The organism is Bacillus sp. A1 (assembly GCF_042296235.1).
Lineage (GTDB): Bacteria > Bacillota > Bacilli > Bacillales > Bacillaceae > Bacillus > Bacillus velezensis.
The window spans coordinates 2979932-2998396 of the sequence record NZ_CP141181.1; the positions used below are offsets into that span (position 1 = coordinate 2979932).

Annotated in this window: 24 protein-coding genes; 8 read left to right on the forward strand and 16 right to left on the reverse strand. The window is 47.3% G+C overall.

The annotated features are described in order from the left end of the window. Nucleotides 1-7 precede the first annotated feature (7 nt). On the reverse strand, nucleotides 8-250 hold the full coding sequence (locus tag U2H13_RS14550) for a DUF2584 domain-containing protein (protein ID WP_003152249.1): 243 nt from the start codon (nucleotides 248-250) through the stop codon (nucleotides 8-10). A 57-nt stretch (nucleotides 251-307) separates the two neighbouring features. After that, on the reverse strand, nucleotides 308-1081 hold the full coding sequence (locus tag U2H13_RS14555) for a S9 family peptidase (RefSeq protein ID WP_021494495.1): 774 nt from the start codon (nucleotides 1079-1081) through the stop codon (nucleotides 308-310). 139 nt (nucleotides 1082-1220) lie between these two features. Here U2H13_RS14555 and U2H13_RS14560 point away from each other — a divergent pair, with 139 nt between their 5' ends. The 3 genes from U2H13_RS14560 to U2H13_RS14570 are packed head-to-tail and all read left to right on the forward strand — an operon-like array spanning nucleotide 1221 to nucleotide 3806. Continuing rightward, nucleotides 1221-2225 carry an ABC transporter substrate-binding protein gene (locus U2H13_RS14560; RefSeq protein ID WP_021494496.1) on the forward strand — a complete coding sequence of 335 codons (1005 nt, stop codon included), beginning with the start codon at nucleotides 1221-1223 and terminating at the stop codon, nucleotides 2223-2225. Between the two features lie 11 nt (nucleotides 2226-2236). Beyond that, a complete protein-coding gene (locus tag U2H13_RS14565; RefSeq protein WP_003152246.1) occupies nucleotides 2237-3019 on the forward strand; it encodes an ABC transporter ATP-binding protein in 783 nt (260 codons plus the stop codon). Further along, nucleotides 2994-3806, forward strand: coding sequence for an ABC transporter permease (locus tag U2H13_RS14570; RefSeq protein WP_014418698.1), 813 nt, complete (start codon nucleotides 2994-2996; stop codon nucleotides 3804-3806). Before U2H13_RS14565 ends, U2H13_RS14570 begins: the two co-directional genes overlap by 26 nt. A 34-nt stretch (nucleotides 3807-3840) precedes the next feature. On the opposite strand, the gene ytkD is transcribed toward U2H13_RS14570, so the two are convergent. The 3 genes from ytkD to U2H13_RS14585 all read right to left on the reverse strand — a co-directional run bounded on the left by ytkD (nucleotide 3841) and on the right by U2H13_RS14585 (nucleotide 5446). Next, nucleotides 3841-4320, reverse strand: coding sequence for an RNA deprotection pyrophosphohydrolase (gene ytkD / locus U2H13_RS14575; RefSeq protein WP_003152244.1), 480 nt, complete (start codon nucleotides 4318-4320; stop codon nucleotides 3841-3843). Nucleotides 4321-4452: 132 nt separating this feature from the next. Continuing rightward, nucleotides 4453-4857 carry a holin family protein gene (locus U2H13_RS14580; protein WP_007408834.1) on the reverse strand — a complete coding sequence of 135 codons (405 nt, stop codon included), beginning with the start codon at nucleotides 4855-4857 and terminating at the stop codon, nucleotides 4453-4455. 151 nt (nucleotides 4858-5008) lie between these two features. Next, nucleotides 5009-5446, reverse strand: a complete 438-nt coding sequence (locus U2H13_RS14585; RefSeq protein ID WP_007408835.1) for a Dps family protein — start codon at nucleotides 5444-5446, stop codon at nucleotides 5009-5011. 124 nt (nucleotides 5447-5570) lie between these two features. Between U2H13_RS14585 and ytzI the strand changes: the two genes are divergently transcribed. After that, nucleotides 5571-5720, forward strand: a complete 150-nt coding sequence (ytzI, locus tag U2H13_RS14590) for a YtzI protein (RefSeq protein WP_007408836.1) — start codon at nucleotides 5571-5573, stop codon at nucleotides 5718-5720. On the opposite strand, the gene U2H13_RS14595 is transcribed toward ytzI, so the two are convergent. Continuing rightward, nucleotides 5717-6160 carry a FixH family protein gene (locus U2H13_RS14595; protein WP_014418701.1) on the reverse strand — a complete coding sequence of 148 codons (444 nt, stop codon included), beginning with the start codon at nucleotides 6158-6160 and terminating at the stop codon, nucleotides 5717-5719. The genes ytzI and U2H13_RS14595 overlap by 4 nt on opposite strands. A 114-nt stretch (nucleotides 6161-6274) precedes the next feature. After that, entirely contained in the window at nucleotides 6275-6748 is a 474-nt protein-coding gene (locus tag U2H13_RS14600; RefSeq protein WP_003152237.1) for an S-ribosylhomocysteine lyase, read from the reverse strand. 123 nt (nucleotides 6749-6871) lie between these two features. On the opposite strand from U2H13_RS14600, the gene yidD reads away from it, so the two are divergent. Further along, nucleotides 6872-7099, forward strand: a complete 228-nt coding sequence (gene yidD, locus U2H13_RS14605) for a membrane protein insertion efficiency factor YidD (protein WP_007408838.1) — start codon at nucleotides 6872-6874, stop codon at nucleotides 7097-7099. On the opposite strand, the gene U2H13_RS14610 is transcribed toward yidD, so the two are convergent. Beyond that, a complete protein-coding gene (locus U2H13_RS14610) occupies nucleotides 7096-7665 on the reverse strand; it encodes a carbonic anhydrase (protein WP_003152233.1) in 570 nt (189 codons plus the stop codon). The two genes, yidD and U2H13_RS14610, sit on opposite strands and share 4 nt — an antisense overlap. Before the next feature lie 118 nt (nucleotides 7666-7783). Beyond that, nucleotides 7784-8032, reverse strand: coding sequence for a type B 50S ribosomal protein L31 (locus tag U2H13_RS14615; RefSeq protein WP_003152229.1), 249 nt, complete (start codon nucleotides 8030-8032; stop codon nucleotides 7784-7786). Nucleotides 8033-8229: 197 nt separating this feature from the next. Here U2H13_RS14615 and U2H13_RS14620 point away from each other — a divergent pair, with 197 nt between their 5' ends. The 3 genes from U2H13_RS14620 to U2H13_RS14630 are packed head-to-tail and all read left to right on the forward strand — an operon-like array spanning nucleotide 8230 to nucleotide 10840. After that, entirely contained in the window at nucleotides 8230-9561 is a 1332-nt protein-coding gene (locus tag U2H13_RS14620; RefSeq protein WP_015418060.1) for a cytochrome ubiquinol oxidase subunit I, read from the forward strand. 22 nt (nucleotides 9562-9583) lie between these two features. Next, the gene (locus U2H13_RS14625) at nucleotides 9584-10624 is read left to right on the forward strand and encodes a cytochrome d ubiquinol oxidase subunit II (RefSeq protein ID WP_014418703.1); all 1041 of its coding nucleotides are present in this window, start codon (nucleotides 9584-9586) and stop codon (nucleotides 10622-10624) included. A 57-nt stretch (nucleotides 10625-10681) separates the two neighbouring features. Continuing rightward, on the forward strand, nucleotides 10682-10840 hold the full coding sequence (locus U2H13_RS14630; RefSeq protein ID WP_007408842.1) for a DUF1540 domain-containing protein: 159 nt from the start codon (nucleotides 10682-10684) through the stop codon (nucleotides 10838-10840). Between the two features lie 15 nt (nucleotides 10841-10855). Here the strand turns inward: U2H13_RS14630 and U2H13_RS14635 are convergent, their stop codons facing one another. The 7 genes from U2H13_RS14635 to menB all read right to left on the reverse strand — a co-directional run bounded on the left by U2H13_RS14635 (nucleotide 10856) and on the right by menB (nucleotide 18454). Beyond that, the gene (locus U2H13_RS14635) at nucleotides 10856-11737 is read right to left on the reverse strand and encodes a metal ABC transporter permease (protein ID WP_017418424.1); all 882 of its coding nucleotides are present in this window, start codon (nucleotides 11735-11737) and stop codon (nucleotides 10856-10858) included. Next, nucleotides 11727-13013 carry a metal ABC transporter permease gene (locus U2H13_RS14640; RefSeq protein WP_017418425.1) on the reverse strand — a complete coding sequence of 429 codons (1287 nt, stop codon included), beginning with the start codon at nucleotides 13011-13013 and terminating at the stop codon, nucleotides 11727-11729. The genes U2H13_RS14635 and U2H13_RS14640 overlap by 11 nt, the downstream gene beginning before the upstream one ends. Further along, on the reverse strand, nucleotides 13013-13765 hold the full coding sequence (locus tag U2H13_RS14645; protein ID WP_072177721.1) for a metal ABC transporter ATP-binding protein: 753 nt from the start codon (nucleotides 13763-13765) through the stop codon (nucleotides 13013-13015). Before U2H13_RS14645 ends, U2H13_RS14640 begins: the two co-directional genes overlap by 1 nt. 20 nt (nucleotides 13766-13785) lie before the next feature. After that, nucleotides 13786-14703, reverse strand: a complete 918-nt coding sequence (locus U2H13_RS14650; RefSeq protein WP_110124310.1) for a metal ABC transporter solute-binding protein, Zn/Mn family — start codon at nucleotides 14701-14703, stop codon at nucleotides 13786-13788. 269 nt (nucleotides 14704-14972) lie between these two features. Further along, nucleotides 14973-16088 carry an o-succinylbenzoate synthase gene (menC, locus tag U2H13_RS14655; protein WP_025649760.1) on the reverse strand — a complete coding sequence of 372 codons (1116 nt, stop codon included), beginning with the start codon at nucleotides 16086-16088 and terminating at the stop codon, nucleotides 14973-14975. Further along, nucleotides 16085-17548 carry an o-succinylbenzoate--CoA ligase gene (locus U2H13_RS14660; RefSeq protein WP_376700511.1) on the reverse strand — a complete coding sequence of 488 codons (1464 nt, stop codon included), beginning with the start codon at nucleotides 17546-17548 and terminating at the stop codon, nucleotides 16085-16087. Before U2H13_RS14660 ends, menC begins: the two co-directional genes overlap by 4 nt. A gap of 87 nt (nucleotides 17549-17635) precedes the next feature. Next, entirely contained in the window at nucleotides 17636-18454 is an 819-nt protein-coding gene (gene menB / locus U2H13_RS14665) for a 1,4-dihydroxy-2-naphthoyl-CoA synthase (protein ID WP_376700512.1), read from the reverse strand. Nucleotides 18455-18465 lie beyond the last annotated feature (11 nt).

Below are 18465 nucleotides of genomic sequence, written 5' to 3' on the forward strand. Positions count from 1 at the left end.
TGTTTTTTCAGTTTGTCGAATGAAGCGACGTGAGTCTGTATGTAATGCTTGTCCGGCCGTTCGCCCATTCGAGCTTTTGGACCTCGCCGGTGCCGGATTTCTCGCCGGTTTTCGTTTTGCGCACGTCCATCGGAATATCAAGAGGATAGACGCGGTAGCCCTCTTTCTCCAATAAAAAGATATTTTCCTCTATCCGTTTTTCATTGCCTTTTGTCACAATCATGGTATTAAATTCAACAGGCATTCCCAAAATGAAAATCCCCTTTCATTCTCTTATTCTTTATTATCATATCATAAATCAGGCATCTTACCGTGTCTTCATCCATTCCGCCAGCCGCCGGACAATGCGTCTGTTTTCCTGCGGCGGAAAATAATGCGTAAAACCGCTGTAATACCAGGTTTCCACCGGTTTCCCCTCCTCTTTCAGCTTGTCCTCGATCATTCGGGCGTGTTTGATCGAAACATTCTCATCATTCTCTCCATGGATGAGCAGCACAGGGGCCTGAATGCGGTCTGCTTTTTCAAACGGCGAACGCCATCTGTATTCATCCGGCACCTTTTTCGGCGTGCCGCCGATCACCCGCTTCATCATCCGCCGCATATCCTTCCGCTCTTCATAAGTAAGCACCACATCGCTCACACCGCCCCATGATACGAGCGAAGCCGCTTGATGCCCCATTTCAATCGCGGTCAAAAGCCCCATGATTCCGCCCCGGGAAAAACCGAAAATATGCACCCGCCCTTCCCTGACGTTCGGATGCTCCCGAAGCAGGCGAAAAGCGGAAAACGCGTCCTCTCTGTCCTCTCCCGCAAAATCTTCATTTCCCTCGCCGCCCTGGTTGCCTCTGTAATAAGGCGCAAACACGACAAAGCCTTGGGAAGCGAATTGAACGATTCTTCCGGGGCGTACCATGCCGACATTTTTTATGCCGCCGCGCAAATATAAAAAACCGTCATATGTGCCCGGCGCCGCAGGCTCGGCAAGGAGCCCCTTTACCTTCAGCCCTTCTGACTCATAGCATACCTCAAAGAGGCGGACATGCGGACTCGGAGACGGGAACCTTTTCTTTTCTACCAGCAAAACAATGAGCCTCCTTATATCATCAGTTTTTTTATTCTTTCCCAACGTGAATATGGGCACTCACACATTTTTTATACCCATCATACGATATGTAAAGCAGAAAAGGTTATTTTAACGCTTAAAACAAGGAGGTTACACCGTGAACAAATGGCTCAAAACGGGCTGCGTTTTTGTCATATGCGCCTTTTTCCTGCTCATTCTTCCGGCTTGCAGACAGGAAGAAAGTCTGACGAAGGTAAAGGTGGCGGAAGTCACACACTCCATCTTCTATACGCCTCTGTATGTCGCTGAAGCAAAAGGTTTCTTTAAAAAAGAAGGGCTCCAAGTGTCACTTCAAACAACATGGGGCGGAGACAAAACGATGACATCGCTTTTGTCAAACGGGTCTGATATCGCGCTGGTCGGTTCTGAAACATCCATTTACGTGGAGGCGCAGGGAGCAAAAGATCCGGTCATCAACTTCGCGCAGCTGACACAGACGGACGGCACATTTCTCGTGTCGCGGAAGGATGAGAAATCATTCAAATGGAGCGATTTAAAAGGAAAAACATTTCTCGGCCAGCGAAAAGGCGGCATGCCCCAAATGGCCGGTGAGTACGTCCTGAAAAAGAATCACATAGAGCCGAAAAAAGACATTAACCTCGTTCAAAACATTGATTTCGCCAATATTTCCAACGCATTCGCATCCGGAACGGGTGATTATGTGCAGCTGTTTGAACCGACGGCATCCCAATTTGAAAAAGAAGGCATCGGCCATATCGTCGCATCCTTCGGAGAAGCTTCCGGCCAAGTGCCATACACAACCTTTATGGCAAAAGAAAGTTATTTGAAAAGCAATGAAAAGACGGCGGAAAAATTCACCCGCGCCATCTATCGCGCCCAGCAATGGGTGGAAAGCCATCCGGCCAAAGACATCGCAAAAACGATTCAGAAGGAATTTGCCGATACCGATCCGGCCATTATCGAAACATCAATAGAGCGCTATAAAAAACAAAAGTCATTCTCTGCAGACCCAGTTCTGCAAAAGGATGAATGGGAACAGCTTCAATCTATTATGGATGAAGCCGGAGAGCTCCCGAAACACATTCCGTACAGCAAACTCGTCAACACAAAAATCGCCAAAAAAGTCACCTCAGAACAATAGGAGGAACATGAATGTCTTTTTTACATGTCGATCATGTAACACATACTTATTTCTCGCTGAAAGAAAAGACAACCGCCGTGAAAGATATACATTTTCAGATTGAAAAAGGGGATTTCATCTCCTTTCTCGGGCCGAGCGGATGCGGAAAAACCACACTCCTGTCCATTCTGGCCGGCCTTATCACCCCTGCGCAAGGCCGGGTGCTGATTGAAGGAAGCGTGCCGAACCATAAAGAACACCAAATCGGTTATATGCTTCAGCAGGATTATTTATTTCCTTGGAAATCAATTGAGGAAAACGTGCTGCTCGGTTTACACATTTCAAAAACATTAACAGAAGAAAAAAGAGCTGAAGTTCTCAGCCTTCTGCCTAAGCTCGGATTAATCGGCGTTGAAAAGAAATACCCGAAAGAGCTGTCAGGCGGGATGCGGCAGCGGGCGGCACTTGCCAGAACTCTTGCGCCGGACCCGGGCCTGCTGCTCCTTGATGAACCGTTTTCCGCGCTGGACTTTCAAACGAAGCTTTCTTTAGAAAACCTTGTCTTCAGAACATTAAAGGATTTTCAAAAAACCGCCGTGCTCGTCACCCACGATATCGGTGAAGCCATCGCCATGAGCGATACGATCTATTTATTTTCGAATCAGCCGGGCACCATCCACCAAATATTCACCGTGCCTAAGGAGCTCGCGGCTTTAGATCCGTTTGACGCGCGTCAGGATCCGGCCTTTCAGCCGCTGTTTCAAACCATATGGAAGGAGCTGAATTCCCTTGAAAAACAGCAGCGGCACGATTGAACAGCTTCATCAGCAGTTTAAGAAAAGACACCAAAAAGAAAAGCTCCGGATCCGTGCGTATCAGGCCGCCATTTTCATCGTATTTTTTGCCGGATGGGAAATATCGAGCAGGGCGGGCTGGATCGATCCGTTAATCTTCAGCTCACCCTCCGCCGTTTGCAGGCTTTTAGTTGAAAAGATTGCGGACGGATCCCTTGCGGCGCACATCGGCGTAACCTTAGGAGAAACCGTTCTCGGCTTTTTGCTCGGCACGCTTCTCGGCACATGCCTCGCCGCTCTGTTATGGTGGTCAAACAGGCTCGCCCGGGTTTTAGACCCGTACCTCGTCATTTTAAACGCGATGCCGAAGGTCGCACTCGGACCGATTCTCATCGTGGCTCTCGGACCGAATTTCACAAGCATTGTCGCCATGGGAGCAGTCATCAGTGTCATTATCACGACAATCGTCGTCTTTACGGCTTTTCAGGAAGTGGATGAAAACTATATTAAGGTCATGAAAACCTTCGGAGCGAAAAGAAGCATCATGTTTAAAGAAGTCATTTTGCCGGCGTGCGCCCCCGCGATTATTTCCGCGCTTAAAGTGAACGTCGGTTTATCCTGGGTCGGTGTCATCGTCGGCGAGTTTCTCGTTTCCGAAAAAGGTCTGGGCTACATGATCATTTACGGATTCCAGGTCTTCAATTTCACTCTTGTGTTCTTAAGCCTTCTGATCATCGCGATTTTTGCGACATTGATGTATCAGGGAGTCGAACTGTTAGAAAGAAAATGGACGAAAGGAAAAATATAAAAAAGACCCGTGCGTAAACGCCGGGTCTTCGTTTTTATGATTGAAATACGCCGTCCTCTTTCAGCTTTTTCAGACTGATCGGAAGCACCGAATCTTTCATAATGAAACTGAATTTTTTATTTCGGGGGAGATTCTCCGGCAGTTCGCTGAACAGCACCGGCCCCTTTGTTTCAAAATAGTCAGCCTGTTTTTCAAGCTTTTCAATATCGGCAAAATAAATATTCTTCACGATTACCTTTTCCCTGCCGAGAACTTTATACTGTCCGACGTACTTCAGATGTCTTACCGCGGCGCCGGTTTCTTCTTTCACCTCGCGCAGGGCCGCTTCCTCCGCACATTCCATCGGCTCCACTTTTCCGCCCGGAAATTCAAACCCCCGGTCTTCATGCTCGGTCAAAAGCCACTTATCTCCATATCGGCATATGACCCATACGTGCTTCGGGCTGTCTGAAAAAGGCTGGTGTTCAAAGGAGAGCTGAACAGTGTTCTGATAATAGTCTTTAAACTCGTACATGTTTATCCCTCTAATCCGTTCCTTCATATCTTCCATACATCATACCACAGTTGCGTTTGTTCGGAAGCCCTTTATCAAAAATTCAGAGGAAAACCATCATACCCGCTAGTATAGCCTCCTTTGAAGCAAATGTTACGGTTTGCGCTTGAATTTATTTTTCAGGGTATCCAATAGGTCGACGAGCACCTGCGGAACCGGTATGCCCAGCGAGCTTGCCGTAATCACGATCTGAACCGATTCGTATAAGATATAAAACATGATAGCCAAATTACGGATGGCGCCTTCGGTATGAAGCAGCTGGTCAAAAAAATGGCAAACTGAGACTAATGCCAGGGTCACGATTTTTTTGACCAGCCGCGCAAAAAGCTTTCTTGCGCTCAGCTGCTGCAAAAGAGATTCTTTTAAGCTTGTACTGATAAACTCAATCGCCATGACCGATAGCAAAATCAGAAACGAATACTGAAAACCTCCGAAGAAAAACCCCGCTGCCGACACGATCACTGCAAAAAACGAAAAGATGCCAAAGTCTTTGCCCACTTGATCCAACATCCTTTCACAGAAACGGCCTTACATTATTCTATGAAAAGTGAATGGAACGGACTGGATTTTTCAGAAAAATGGACAACACCTCTCTTCGGCAGCCAAATAAAAGACCGAGTGCTTTATAGCCCCGGTCTTCCCTTGTTGATTATCCTAAATACGCTTTCAGCATCCAGTTATGTTTCTCGATATTCTGGTGAATGGCAAGCAGCATATCACCGGTCGTTTCGTCTCCTACCTCATCTGCGAGGTCCATGCCGCTTTTCAGCTCTTCCGCAATGACAGTGAAATCATCATAAATGTTCTGTACCATTTGTTCTGCGCTCTCATTGCCTTCCGCTTCTTTTACAGACGCTGTCTTCAATGATTCCGTCATTGTGCCGATCGGCTTGCCGTTTAATGCCAGCAGACGTTCTGCCAGATCATCAATATATGTAGCCGTTTCGTTATACAGCTCCTCGAACTTTTCATGCAATGTGAAAAAGTCCTTCCCTTTGACGTACCAATGATAGTTATGTAATTTCACATACATGACCGTCCAGTTTGCAACTTGTTTATTGACTGCATCCAATAGTTTTTCTGACATGCCTATCTTCCTCCTTTGGTTTACTATTGATATACCCTATATATCGTGTGTTAAAACATAAATTTTTAGCCCTTGATTTTACGGATGGAAAATATGTTATGATTTGTTAAAAAGGAGGGATTTCATGCTGCTTCTTCTGAGCTTCGGCTTTCTTATCGTGCTCGCCGTGCTGCTTTTATCCATCTGGTCGACTGTAAGAGCTTATAATGTAAAACATACGATTGACCCGCCGGAGGACGCATCAAAAGGCTTGACGGATAAAAAAAATCCTTAATGATGATGCGTCTGTTCCTCATGGCCGGAGGAATCATCGGCAGCTTCAGCATCCCCGACACGCACTTTTACAGTCGGCATATTATGCTGCTGTTTTGCCGTTACGTGGGATTGAACGGTATAGACACCCTCTTCATCAAATTCAGTCCGCAGGTGATACGCCCCTTTTTCCTCCTTGGCCTTGCTTGTTTTGCTGCTGCCTTTTTTTCCTTCTTTCCATACTTCAAACATGACTTCATCCGCATCCGTGACACGCTTGCCGCCGTAAAAAACCTCCGCCTTGTATTCCGCTTTTTCATGCGGTGCTGCCGTTTCCGGTCCTGTAAGCTTGACCTCAAGCGCTTTAGGCTCCTCATCCGCGGAGGTTTTGTCCGAATTGCCCCCGCAGGAAGATAATAAAAATACCATACCGCACATACCTGCCAATACAGCCCGTTTCATCCCATCACTCCTTTATGTTTGCTTCTATTTTAGCAAACGCTTACACACAAGGTGTGACATTTTTTAGAAATATGTAAAAAAGCCTTTTTGCATGTCAGCAAAAAGGCCTGTTTTTTATCCGAACACTTTCAGCAAATCTTCTTTATCCTGTGACAGCCAGAAACGCATCAGGCGTTTCGCGCCTTCTAAATCATGAAGTTTCGCCTGGCCGCACTGTTTTTCGTTGGCCGCCGGAATCTCCGTAATATCGATGGCTTCTTTCAGCGTAGCGTCAAGCAGGTCTACAATTTCTTCCGCTGTCGGCTCGCCGCTGACAACAAGATAATAGCCTGTCTGGCAGCCCATCGGTGAGATATCTATGATGTCGAAGTGATCGTATTTCTCAGAATGTGTGCGAATCGTAAACGCAAGCAAGTGCTCAAGCGTATGAATCGTATCCGGCTTCATCGCCTGTTTGTTCGGCTGGCAGAAGCGAATGTCAAACTTATTCACGACGCCGTCTGTTCCGACTTTATGCACTCCGCAATGTCTTACATACGGAGCCACAACCGCATTATGGTCAAGCTCAAAACTTTCTACTGAAGGCATAATGGCACTCCCTTTTTTCAGAATATGCATCCATTATAACACAGTTTTCCGATAAGAATTGTGGCGGAAGCTTTTCAATCTGAAATTTTTTTTCTATACTAGCATCAGAAAGGTGGTTTTTTGATGAAAACCATAATGATTGCGTTCATCCGCGGATACCAGAAGTTCATCTCTCCGCTGACACCCCCGTCATGCCGCTTTTATCCGACGTGTTCACAGTACGGAATCGAAGCCGTCAAGACTCACGGCGCATTAAAAGGCGGATGGCTGACACTGAAGCGGATTTTAAAGTGCCACCCTTTTCATCCGGGCGGTGTTGATCCCGTACCGGACAAAAAACAAAAACATTAGTCCATATGCTGGTAGCCGTCGATCACCAGATCAAGTTTACCAGTTTCAGGATCAATCACCAGACCGTGCACCGGCACATTGTCAGGGAATAGCGGATGGTGTTTAATGACGTTTACGCTGTCTGTAACACTCGCTTCTACTGAATCAAAGCTTTTCAGCCATTGATCAAGATCAACTCCTGAGTGCTTCAGCATGTCAATCCGCTCTTTCGGAATACCGCGGTCGATAATTTTATCAAGCATATCCTCGCTGTTGATTTTGCTCATGCCGCAATCATGGTGGCCGATAACGCAGACTTCATCGGCGTTTAATTCGTATACGGCCACTAAAAGGCTGCGCATGATACTTCCGAACGGGTGGGCGACAAGCGCGCCGGCACTTTTAATAATTTTCACATCGCCGTTTCGCATGTTCATCGCATGCGGAAGCAATTCTACAAGACGCGTGTCCATACAGGACAAAATCGCCATCTTTTTATCCGGGAATTTAGATGTTTGGTATTTTTCATAATCTTTGTTTTTAGTGAACTGCTCATTAAATTGCATGATATCGTTTAGAAGACTCATCTTGGTGTTTCCTTTCTGCTTTTTTATTCACAATATAACATAAGGCGGGTCAATTCGTCACTCCCCGCACGAGATGACAAAGTGCTCAATAAATAAGACAAACCCCATTGGGCTTGTCTTATTTCCCCATATTGTATTTTTTGTTGAACTGTTCGACTCTCCCGCCTTTTTCGTTGAATTTTTGGCGGCCTGTATAAAACGGATGCGTATCTGAGCTGACTTCTACTTTAATCAGCGGGTATGTTTTTCCGTCTTCCCACTCTGCCGTTTCCTCTGACGTTTTCGTAGAATGGCTTAAAAAGCGGTAGCCGCTGTTCACATCTTGAAAAATCACCTGATGGTTATCCGGATGAATATCTTTTTTCATGCTGATCTCCCTTTCTCAAATCGTAATGATTACGTTTTATTTTAAACCTTAAATAACCGCTTGTCAATCATATATGCCCTGATCCCTTGGTTTCTAAACCCTGCACATATATGGAATCAGAAGAATAATCTAATCGCTTCAGCAAATAATATAACCACATTACATAAAACGGTAATTTAGAAAGGCGGTTTATGATCGTGGATGATTTAGTGTTAGCCAGAAGCCTGTTCGGGACAACCATGGGCTTTCATATTATTTTTGCGACGCTTGGTGTCGGCTTGCCTCTGATGATTTTAATGGCTGAATTGATTTATCAGAAAACAAAAGATCCGCATTATGCCATTATGGCGAAAAGGTGGACGAAGGCGCAGGCTGTTCTGCTCGGCGTGGCGATACCGACCGGAACGATCGCGGGTACACAGCTTGCCCTTTTGTGGCCCGGATTCATGGAAGTCATCGGCAGGGTGATGTCACTCCCGTTTCAGATTGAAATTTATGCTTTCTTTATCGAAGCGCTGTTTATGTCCATTTATGTCTACGCCGCTGACCGGCTGACTCCGGCGATGCGCATCATTGCCGTTATTTTCGTTTTGATCGGCGCCGCGGCATCCGCCGTCTTAATCACAAATGTTCACGCATTTGAAGGAACGCCGGCCGGCTTTAAAATTTTAAACGGCAAAATCACTGATGTCGAACCTTGGGCAGCGTTTTTTAATCCAAGCTTTTTCACCACCGCGGGCCATGTCGTACTGACGGCTTTCATGACCGGTGCATTTATCGTTGCGTCAGTTGCGGCTTATAAAATGCTGAGAACGAGAAAACAGGAGCAGGTATACCGCTTTCACCGAAAAGCGCTGCTGCTCGCCTTAACGATCGGCGGAATCTTTTCCATTCTTGCCTCTTTAAACGGTCACGAGTCAGCCCAGCTTCTTTACGAATACCAGCCTGAGAAGCTTGCGGGCGCAGAAGGGCTGTTTGAAACTAGATCACACGCTCCGCTTGCGATCGGGGGTTTTACTGACGCAAAAGAAGAAAAAGTAAAATGGGCGATAGAAGTACCCTGGGCTTTAAGCTTTTTGGCTGCAAACAGCTTTGATACCGTCGTCAAAGGATTGAACGCGTTTCCGAAAGACGAGTGGCCGCCTTTATTCATCCATACACTTTTTAACGGAATGGTCGGCATCGGGATGCTGCTCATTTTGTACTCAATCATCGGCATCGTTTGGAGAAAAATTTTAAAGAAAGACAGCTTTCCGACTTGGCTTTTGATTTTATTTTTAACCGCAGGACCGCTCAGTCTGATCGGAATTGAATTCGGGTGGATATTCGCTTGTACGGGGCGGCAGCCATGGGTGATTTACCATCTCCTGAAAACGTCTGATGTCGTCACGACAACCGGTTCAATCGGTTTGCTGTTCATCCTGTTTACGGTCGTTTACGCCATTTTGGCAGCCGCAGTCATTTATGTGCTGCTTTATTATTTCCGCAAACATCCCGTTGAGGAGGATGTAAAAGCGGCGGAATCCTAACAATAGAAAGGGCTGAATTGAAATGGACATTACCATGGATGCTCTCATTGCGATATCAATCGTATGGGGCTTCGTGTTTATCTACGCGGTCATGGCAACGATGGACTTCGGAGCAGGCTTTTGGTCGATGATTTATTTAAATAGAGAACAAACAAAGGCGACAAACATCGCCAACCGTTATTTGTCCCCGACATGGGAAGTGACCAACGTCTTTATCGTCGCGATCGTTGTCGCCCTATTCAGCTTCTTTCCAGGGGCAACCTTCGTGCTGGGAACCGTTTTATTGATCCCGGGGAGTATTATTTTGCTGCTTTTGGCCATCCGCAGCGGCTTTCTCGTCTTCTCCAATACTGCGAAGGAAAGAAAAATCATGAGATATATCTCCGGAATTTCGGGCTTCATTATTCCCGCTGTGCTGATTTTGGTCCTTCCGGTCACACACGGAGGATTTATTGAGAAGACGGGCGGCGTGTATCACCTGAATTTGGCAAATGTCTTTACAAGCCTTAATGCGTATGCGTTTATCGGCTTTGCCATTTTAAGCACTTTATTTTTATCTTCACTGCTTCTGGCCGATTTTTCAAATGTTGCGGAAGAGGAGCATGCGTACCGCATCTACAGACGGAGCTCTTTACTAACAGGGCCGCTGTCGCTTCTGTTTGCCTTCTTCATTATGCTGACATTACGCTCTGAAGCCGGCTGGCTGTATACGGGGATGATGAAAGACAAGACATGGCTCATTCTGTCTGTCATTACATTTATCATTGCCGGTGTGGCTCTGTTTTTGCCGAATAAGCGCTTCGGCCGCAACCTCGGCAAACCGAGAATCGCCATGATCGCCATTGCGCTTCAATACTTTCTGGCAAGCTATGCATACGGACGGGCGCATCTTCCTTATATGATTTACCCGGATATTACGGTCATGTCAGGATTTACGGAGCCGGCAACCTTCAGGGCGCTGTTTATGACGTATATCGTCGCTTTCATCATTTTGTTTCCCGGGTTTTATTTCTTCTGGAAGCTCTTTATGAAAGACAGACGTTATATCCGCCAGGAGGAATAACAGAAATCAGGGCGGCTCATACTAATGGCGTACCTTTTATCTTGGAGGGGAGCCAGCATGGACCAAAAAATTCTGTGTGAAGTCAATAACTGTTCATATTGGGGCAGAGGAAACAAATGCACGGCCGACGCTATTTATGTGGTCAGCCATACAGGCGAAACCGCTGAAAAAAGTGAAGAAACGGATTGCAAAACCTTTAAACCGCATGATTTATAAAAGAAAAGAGCTGTTTTATACAGCTCTTTTTAATTTCCGCGCCGCAAGCCTTTTTGAAATCAGCCCTTGAGCCGGAGAAAACAGAAAGGCCAGCAGAAAAAACACGCCGGTCATCGCAGCCATCGCACCTGAAATTGACACGTTGAGCCATGTGGCGGCGCCATATCCCAATACGGCTGACAGCCCGCCGATACCCGCGCTGATGAAAAGCATGGAAGAAAGGCGGTTTGTCAGTAAATAGGCGGCTGCAGGCGGTACAATCAGCATCGCAACGACTAAAACCGCTCCCACTGAATCAAAAGAAGCAACCGTCGTAAGCGACAGCATACCCATCTGCACATAATGAATGACCAGGACAGGAATGCCGATGGCTATCGCCATTTCCGGGTCAAAGGCGGCGATTTTAAATTCTTTATAGCAGCAGACAATCAACAGCACATTGATGATAAGCACAGATAAAATCATCCAAAACGCTTTAGGGCCGATATCGAAGCCGAACAGCTGAGCTGTATTCCACGGAACGAAAGCAATTTCTCCCATAAGCGAATGTTCTATATCAAGATGTACATGTTTGCCGTATACAGACAGCAGAATGACGCCGATCGCAAACAAGGACGTAAAAACGACACCGATAGCCGCGTCAGACTGCACGCCTTTACTGTGCAGAAACTGTACGAAAAAAGCCGTCAGCAGCCCGGATGCCGCAGCTCCGATAAACATCGGAATTCCGTTAAGGGCTCCCGTCACAAGGAAAGCGCCGACAATTCCGAGCAGCACCGTGTGGCTGATCGCGTCAGCAAGCATCGCCATGTTTCTCAGCACAAGAAAAGTGCCGATTAACGCGCAGCTCACGCCGACTAAGATTCCCGTTGCGATAATCCACGCTTCATAACTCATTGTAAGCGCCTCCCTTCTCCTTTTGAAGTGATTCATTCGGCATTCGCCCGTGCAATCGTAAAAGCTGCAAAAGCTTTTCTTTCAGTTCTTTCGGCAGAAGATCCGGATGAAATTCGTCCCTGGCGGCCGTTTCTATACCGGCCAGTTCCGTTTCATGCATGAGGTAAACTTCATACATGCGCTGTGATAAGACAATTTCGTATCCCTTCGTCAGCCCTGCCTCCGTCATCCGCCATTGTTCGGCTCCGCTGCGCTTGAGGTATCCCTTTTTCTCCAGTTTCCTGATAGGGCGCTCCCATTCTTTTTTCAACATCTGCCCGGTGACTGAGGTTTCATTCGTTTGTTCACTCATCTCGTAAATAGCTGAGAGCGTTTGCTCAAAAGCGGTCTTTTTTCTCAGCCGGAAAAGTTTAACCGTCTTTGACACCAGTCCGCGATCCGGAGCGAATAATAGAGAAAACAGAAAAACGGAAGCCGCGCTTAAAATAATTAACGGCCCGGTCGCCATACCGTCCGTCGTCGTACTTAAAAGCGTTCCCGCCACACCGGATAACCCGCCGATTAATCCGGACAGCACGATCATGACCGTTAAACGCTCCGTCCAATACCTTGCGGCGATCGCCGGCGTAATAAGCATGGCCGCCATTAAGATGACACCGACCGTCTGCAGCCCGATCACAACCGCACAAACAATTAAAAAAACCAGCAGTCCGTTCAGAAACCTGACAGGCAGTCCCGCCCCTTTCGCAAATGCCATATCAAATGTGATCAATTTGAATTCCTTAAAAAAGACGGCGCACAATAAAAGCAGAACGGCAGAAATGACTCCGATGATGACAATGTCCTGTTTAACGAGTGACGCCGCCTGACCGAATAAAAAAGAATCAAGCCCGCTCTGGCTTCCGGAACCGAGTCTTTGAATATAGGTCAGAAGAATAATGCCGATCCCGAAAAACACGGACAATACGATGCCGATCGCAGAATCCTCCTTCGTTTTTGAATGCTCCGTGATGTTCTGGATGCACCAAGTTCCAGCAAGCCCCGCGGCAGCCGCTCCGATCAAGAAGAACAGCATCGTCTTTTCTCCGGCAATGAGAAACGCAAGACATACTCCGGGCAAAGCCGAATGAGCCATGGCGTCGCCGATCAGACTCTGCCTCCTGAGAAGCACAAAGCTTCCCAGCACGCCGCTTGCCATGCCGAGAAGCAAAGTTCCCGCCAACACCCATTGGGTATTCGGTTCCTGAAGCTGAAGCCATATATGATGCAGCGCCATCAGCCCGTTCCCCCTTCGGCCAGGAGGTGATCTTTCAAAAATGCAAGCCTTCCTCCGTACGTTTTTTGTAAATTTTCGATTGTAAACACGTGTTCAGTCGGTCCGAAAGCAATCTTTCTCATGTTCAGCAGCAGCATCCAATCGAAATACTCCTTTGCCGTCTGCAGGTCATGATGGACGACGAGCACGGTTTTTCCTTTTTGTTTTAATTCCGTCAACAGCGTGATAATCGCCCGCTCCGTAGCGGCGTCAACTCCCACAAACGGTTCATCCATAAAGTATATATCCGCATCCTGACATAAAGCCCGGGCCAGAAAAACCCGCTGCTGCTGGCCTCCTGAAAGCTGGCTGATCTGCCTTTTGGCATAATCAAGCATACCGATCTTATCCAAACAGGCTTCAGCAAAATCAATATCACGTTTTTTCGGACGCCTGCACCAGCCGATATGCCCATATCTTCCCATTAAAACGACATCCAGAGCGCTTGTCGGAAAATCCCAATCCACAGAACCGCGCTGCGGAACATAGCCGATCCTCTTCCGCTCCTTTTCTGATGATTTCCCATAAATAGAGACCGTTCCGGAGGCGCTTGGCGTTAATCCTAAAACAGCTTTTATCAACGTTGATTTTCCGGCTCCGTTCGGCCCGATAATCCCGATCAGTTTTCCTTCCGGCACCTGCATGGTGACGTTCTGCAGGACCGGTTTTTTGTGATAGGCTACCGTCACATTTTCAATGCTGACAGGATACACGTCATTCTCTCCCTTCCTGTTTATTTTAATGAGCTGACAATCGTATCTATGTTATGGGCGATCATACCGGCGTACGTGCCCTCTTTTGTCCCCTTTTCGCCCATGGCATCTGAATACAGCCAGCCGCCGACCGAAACATCATGACCTTTTTCTTTGGCGCCCTCAACAACCGCGTTTATTGACTTTTTCGATACGCTGCTTTCCGTAAACACAGCTTTAATTTCCTTATCCGCAAGCAGACTGACAAGCTTTTGAACATCTTTCAGTCCGTAATCAGAGTCCGTGCTCAGCCCTTGAAGTCCTCTGACCTCAAATCCGTATTCCTTGCCAAAATACGCAAAGGCATCATGTGCCGTAACTAGTACACGGCTTTTTTCGGGAATTGTCCCGATCTTTTCTCTCGATTTTTTATCTAAAGATTTCAAATTCTCTTTATACTCTTGGGCGTTTTTTGTAAAGTCGTCTGCATATTCCGGTTTTGCTTTTTTTAATTGCGCTTCGATTTCGTCAACGGCATACAGCCATAACGGAATGCTGAACCATACATGCGGATCATACATATTCTCACCCGCTGGAATCAATTTCTCCTTCGGTATTGATTCAGCCACTGCTGCGGACGGCTTTTGCCTGCTGATTTTCGTTAACATATGCTCCATTTTCCCCTCTAAGTGAAGTCCGCTGTATAAAACAACATCCGCCTCCGTTAATTTTTTCGTATCTCCTTGTGATGCTTTATAAAGATGCGGGTCGACTCCAGGCCCCATCAGTGACGTCACTTCAACATGGTCTCCGCCGATATGTTCAGCGGTGTCAGCCACCTGAGAAGTGGTAGCCGTAATCGTGAGCTTTCCTTTTTGTCCGCCTGAAGATTCAGAGCTGCATGAAGACAATGCAAAACAAACCATCAGCACAGACGCCATTACACTGCTTTTTTTCATATCCGTCCCCTTTCCTTTGTCCCGTTCTCTTTTAAATGTGATGTTGATGTCAGTCTTATGACAATTCTTTATATTTAAGAACAAATGATTGATACAGGACAAAAAGTTTCCTTTGTGCAAAATTATCGCACACACTCACATTTGTCAAGTGTCCGCTCATTAAAAAAACCGGCTGATACAGCCGGTTCAAACGGGGGAAGGGGTGATGATGAACAGTTTCAATATAACAGCAGCATACAGGCAGCTCAACTCGCTGAAATGTCTTTTTATCAGTTGTTTGTCGTAAAAACGTCCATTTGGGTGACGTATTTTCTCATTATTTCCTGATTGACTTCGACACCCAGTCCGGGACCGTCCGGAACAGAGATGAACCCCTCTTCGATATGGATGTCGGGAGTGACAATATCCTCCTCCCAGTATCGGTCTGATGAGGAAATATCACCCGGTATCGTAAATTGCGGCAGCGAAGCAAGCGCGACTGTCTGCGCTCTCGAAATGCCGGTTTCAAACATTCCGCCGCACCAAACCGGCATGTGATGCTCTCTGCATAAGTCATGTATTTTTAAAGCCTCTGTCAGGCCTCCTACACGCGCCGGTTTTATGTTAATGATTTTACAGCTCCCAAGCTCAATCGCCCGCCTTGCGTCATCATATGAGCATATGCTTTCATCAAGGCATACCGCGGTTCTCAAGTGTTTCTGCAGGTGGCGGTGATCGACAATATCATCTGCCTGAAGCGGCTGTTCTATCATCATGAGCTGGAATTCATCCAACTCTTTCAGCCTGCTGATGTCTTTCAGTTCATATGCCGAGTTGGCATCCGCCATCAGCGGTACGTTCGGAAAACGGCTGCGGATGGCTCTGACCAGATCAACGTCATGGCCGGGCTGAATTTTTATTTTTATACGTTGATAACCTTCTTTTACGTATTGCTCAATTTCCCGAAGCATCTCATCAGCCGAAGCAAGACCCACCGCCACGCCGGCGGGCACTTTATCTCTTTTGCCCCCTAAGGCTTCTGCGAGTGATATCCCTTTTTTCTTGGCATATAGATCCCACACGGCTGATTCCAGCCCCGCTTTTGCCATGCGGTTTCCTTTGAAACGCGCGAGACTGTCAGGCACCTCTGACGGATGGAAAAACTCGCGGCCTACGACATTCGGGATGAAAAAATCTCTCAGCATATGCGCGCATGTCTGAATCGTTTCTTCTGTATACCACGGAGAAGAAAACGCCGATACCTCCCCCCAGCCGGTTCTCCCGGTTTCATCGATCGCTTCCACGATCAAAAATTTACGGTCCTGCAGCGTTTCAATACTTGTTTTAAACGGTTTTTTCAGCCTCATACTTACATGATAAAGGGTGATTTTTTCAATCTTAATCATGACAATTCTCCTTTACGAAGCTCATTCAGCCGATGTCTCATCAGTTTATTGGACGCGTTCCGCGGGAGCTCGTCAACCGCGAAAAAAGCAGCCGGTATTTTATATTTTGCAAGCCGCTCACGGCAAAAGGCGGTCAGCTCCTCAGAACTGACAGAAGAAGTCAGCACGAGAAAAGCATGCGGCACTTTCCCCCACTTCGGATCTTCTGCTCCCGAAACACCGGCCTCCGCTACAGCCGGATGGGCAAGCAGCGCCGCTTCCACTTCTGCCGGGTAGATGTTCTCTCCGCCTGAAATAATGAGGTCCGACCGCCTGTCCAGCACGTATAAAAACCCTTCATCATCCAAATAGCCAAGATCGCCCGTTTTAAACCATCCATTATGAAAAGCGGCCTGGTTTGCGTCGTCACGATGATAATACCCTTTCATCACATTCGGGCCTTTCACCGTAATTTCACCGTGTTCAAACGGCGCACAAGGGTTTCCGTCTTTTTCAATTCTAATTTCGCATGAAAACAGCGGTTTACCGGCCGAGCCGAGCTTGTCCATGCTGAATTCCGGAGAAAGCGTGACAATCTGTGAGCAGGTTTCAGTCAAGCCGTAAGATTGGAATACCGGAAATTGTTTCCTGCGGCATTCTTCAAGGAGCGGCAGCGGTGCCGGCCCCCCGCCAAGCAGAATGCAGCGCAGTGATTCAGGACATTGTTCAGTTTCCGCAAGCAGGCCCGAAAGCATGGTCTGCACCGCTGAAATGATCGTGACCTGATGGCAGCTGATGCTGTCAAGCACATCGGTGACAGAAAATTTTTGATGAAGCACGACAGGCATGCCGTAAATGACCGACTTAAACAGCGCAGACAGACCGCTGATATGAAACAGCGGCAGCGCAATAAGCCAGCGGTCCCGCTCCGTGACCCCCAGATTCAGCGCAGACGATACAGCGCTGGAATAATGATTACCGAAAGTCTGCTGCACCCCCTTCGGCCTTCCCGTTGTTCCTGACGTATACATGAGAGTCGCCGTATCATCAAGCGTTACATAAGCTTCAGGTTCCATGTCTCCCGCGGCTTTGGCCTGCAGCTCGTCCACGTCCGCGGCGGCGACCGCAGATTCATAATCTTCGCGGCAAAAACCGTCCTCCGTCAATAAAAGCTTTGCCTGTGAATCTTCGAGCTGAAACAACCGTTCCTGTTTTGAGAGTTTCGTATTCAACAGCACAGCTTCCGCCCCTAATAAGAAGCAGGCGTGAACGGCATAAACCATTTCCGGTCTGTTAGAAAGCAAAATCGCGGCACGGTCTCCTTTTTTAAGCGAGCAGTATTTGGACAGCCGCGCGGCCATTTGTTTAGAAGCATGATATAATTCTCTGAATGTCATCTGTTTGTTTTCAAATATGAGAGCGATTCTCTCTGGTGTCAGCTGAGCCCTTTGAATGAGCCAATTCGGCTGTTCTGTCAGCATGTTATCATCTCCGAGGTAAAAGTACTTTTTTTGAAAAGAAAACAGCTTGGACCAGAGCGGCTCAAGCTGTTTCGTAGTGTCATCTGATCACGGAAAACGAGGGAATTGACCGAAATCGGGACTGCGTTTCTCTTTAAAGGAATCGCGGCCTTCTTTCGCTTCGTCAGTCGTGTAATAAAGAAGCGTTGCATCTCCTGCAAATTGCTGAATTCCGGCGAGGCCGTCTGTATCTGCGTTAAATGCCGCTTTAAGGAAACGAAGGGCTGTAGGGCTTTTCTCAAGCATTTCTACACACCATTTAATTGTTTCCTCTTCAAGTTTCTCTAATGGGACAACCGTATTGACAAGCCCCATGTCGAGCGCTTCCTGCGCGTTGTATTGACGGCACAGGTACCAGATTTCACGGGCTTTCTTATGTCCGACGATACGCGCCAGGTAACCTGAGCCGTAACCGGCATCAAAGCTTCCCACTTTCGGTCCGGTTTGGCCGAAAATCGCGTTATCGGCCGCAATCGTTAAATCACAGACGATATGAAGCACATGGCCTCCGCCGATGGCATAGCCTGATACCATCGCTACGACCGGTTTAGGAATAACACGGATCAAACGCTGAAGATCAAGCACATTCAGACGCGGGATCTGATCGTCTCCGACATATCCGCCGTGACCGCGTACTTTTTGGTCTCCGCCTGAACAGAATGCTTTATCTCCCGCTCCCGCAAGAACGATGACACCAATATTGGAGTCATCACGCGCACAAGCAAACGCGTCAATCATTTCTGATACCGTCTTAGGAGTAAATGCGTTATGTACCTCCGGGCGGTTAATTGTTATTTTTGCAATACCGTTATACGTCTCGTACAGGATTTCATCGTACTGACGTTCACTTTTCCATTCTGCAGCCATTGATATGACCT

Excerpts from the sequence above, each read along its gene's own strand:
- ytzI (WP_007408836.1), top strand. The coding sequence starts at position 5,571 with ATGCTGCTTCTTCTGAGCTTCGGCTTTCTTATCGTGCTCGCCGTGCTG.
- ytkD (WP_003152244.1), bottom strand. The coding sequence starts at position 4,320 with ATGTACGAGTTTAAAGACTATTATCAGAACACTGTTCAGCTCTCCTTT.
- U2H13_RS14565 (WP_003152246.1), top strand. The coding sequence starts at position 2,237 with ATGTCTTTTTTACATGTCGATCATGTAACACATACTTATTTCTCGCTG.
- U2H13_RS14660 (WP_376700511.1), bottom strand. The coding sequence starts at position 17,548 with ATGCTGACAGAACAGCCGAATTGGCTCATTCAAAGGGCTCAGCTGACA.
- U2H13_RS14615 (WP_003152229.1), bottom strand. The coding sequence starts at position 8,032 with ATGAAAAAAGATATTCATCCGGATAACCATCAGGTGATTTTTCAAGAT.
- yidD (WP_007408838.1), top strand. The coding sequence starts at position 6,872 with ATGAAAACCATAATGATTGCGTTCATCCGCGGATACCAGAAGTTCATC.
- menC (WP_025649760.1), bottom strand. The coding sequence starts at position 16,088 with ATGATTAAGATTGAAAAAATCACCCTTTATCATGTAAGTATGAGGCTG.
- menB (WP_376700512.1), bottom strand. The coding sequence starts at position 18,454 with ATGGCTGCAGAATGGAAAAGTGAACGTCAGTACGATGAAATCCTGTAC.
- U2H13_RS14595 (WP_014418701.1), bottom strand. The coding sequence starts at position 6,160 with ATGAAACGGGCTGTATTGGCAGGTATGTGCGGTATGGTATTTTTATTA.
- U2H13_RS14600 (WP_003152237.1), bottom strand. The coding sequence starts at position 6,748 with ATGCCTTCAGTAGAAAGTTTTGAGCTTGACCATAATGCGGTTGTGGCT.
- U2H13_RS14635 (WP_017418424.1), bottom strand. The coding sequence starts at position 11,737 with ATGAGTTATGAAGCGTGGATTATCGCAACGGGAATCTTAGTCGGCGTG.
- U2H13_RS14640 (WP_017418425.1), bottom strand. The coding sequence starts at position 13,013 with ATGGCGCTGCATCATATATGGCTTCAGCTTCAGGAACCGAATACCCAA.
- U2H13_RS14610 (WP_003152233.1), bottom strand. The coding sequence starts at position 7,665 with ATGAGTCTTCTAAACGATATCATGCAATTTAATGAGCAGTTCACTAAA.
- U2H13_RS14625 (WP_014418703.1), top strand. The coding sequence starts at position 9,584 with ATGGACATTACCATGGATGCTCTCATTGCGATATCAATCGTATGGGGC.
- U2H13_RS14585 (WP_007408835.1), bottom strand. The coding sequence starts at position 5,446 with ATGTCAGAAAAACTATTGGATGCAGTCAATAAACAAGTTGCAAACTGG.
- U2H13_RS14630 (WP_007408842.1), top strand. The coding sequence starts at position 10,682 with ATGGACCAAAAAATTCTGTGTGAAGTCAATAACTGTTCATATTGGGGC.
- U2H13_RS14650 (WP_110124310.1), bottom strand. The coding sequence starts at position 14,703 with ATGAAAAAAAGCAGTGTAATGGCGTCTGTGCTGATGGTTTGTTTTGCA.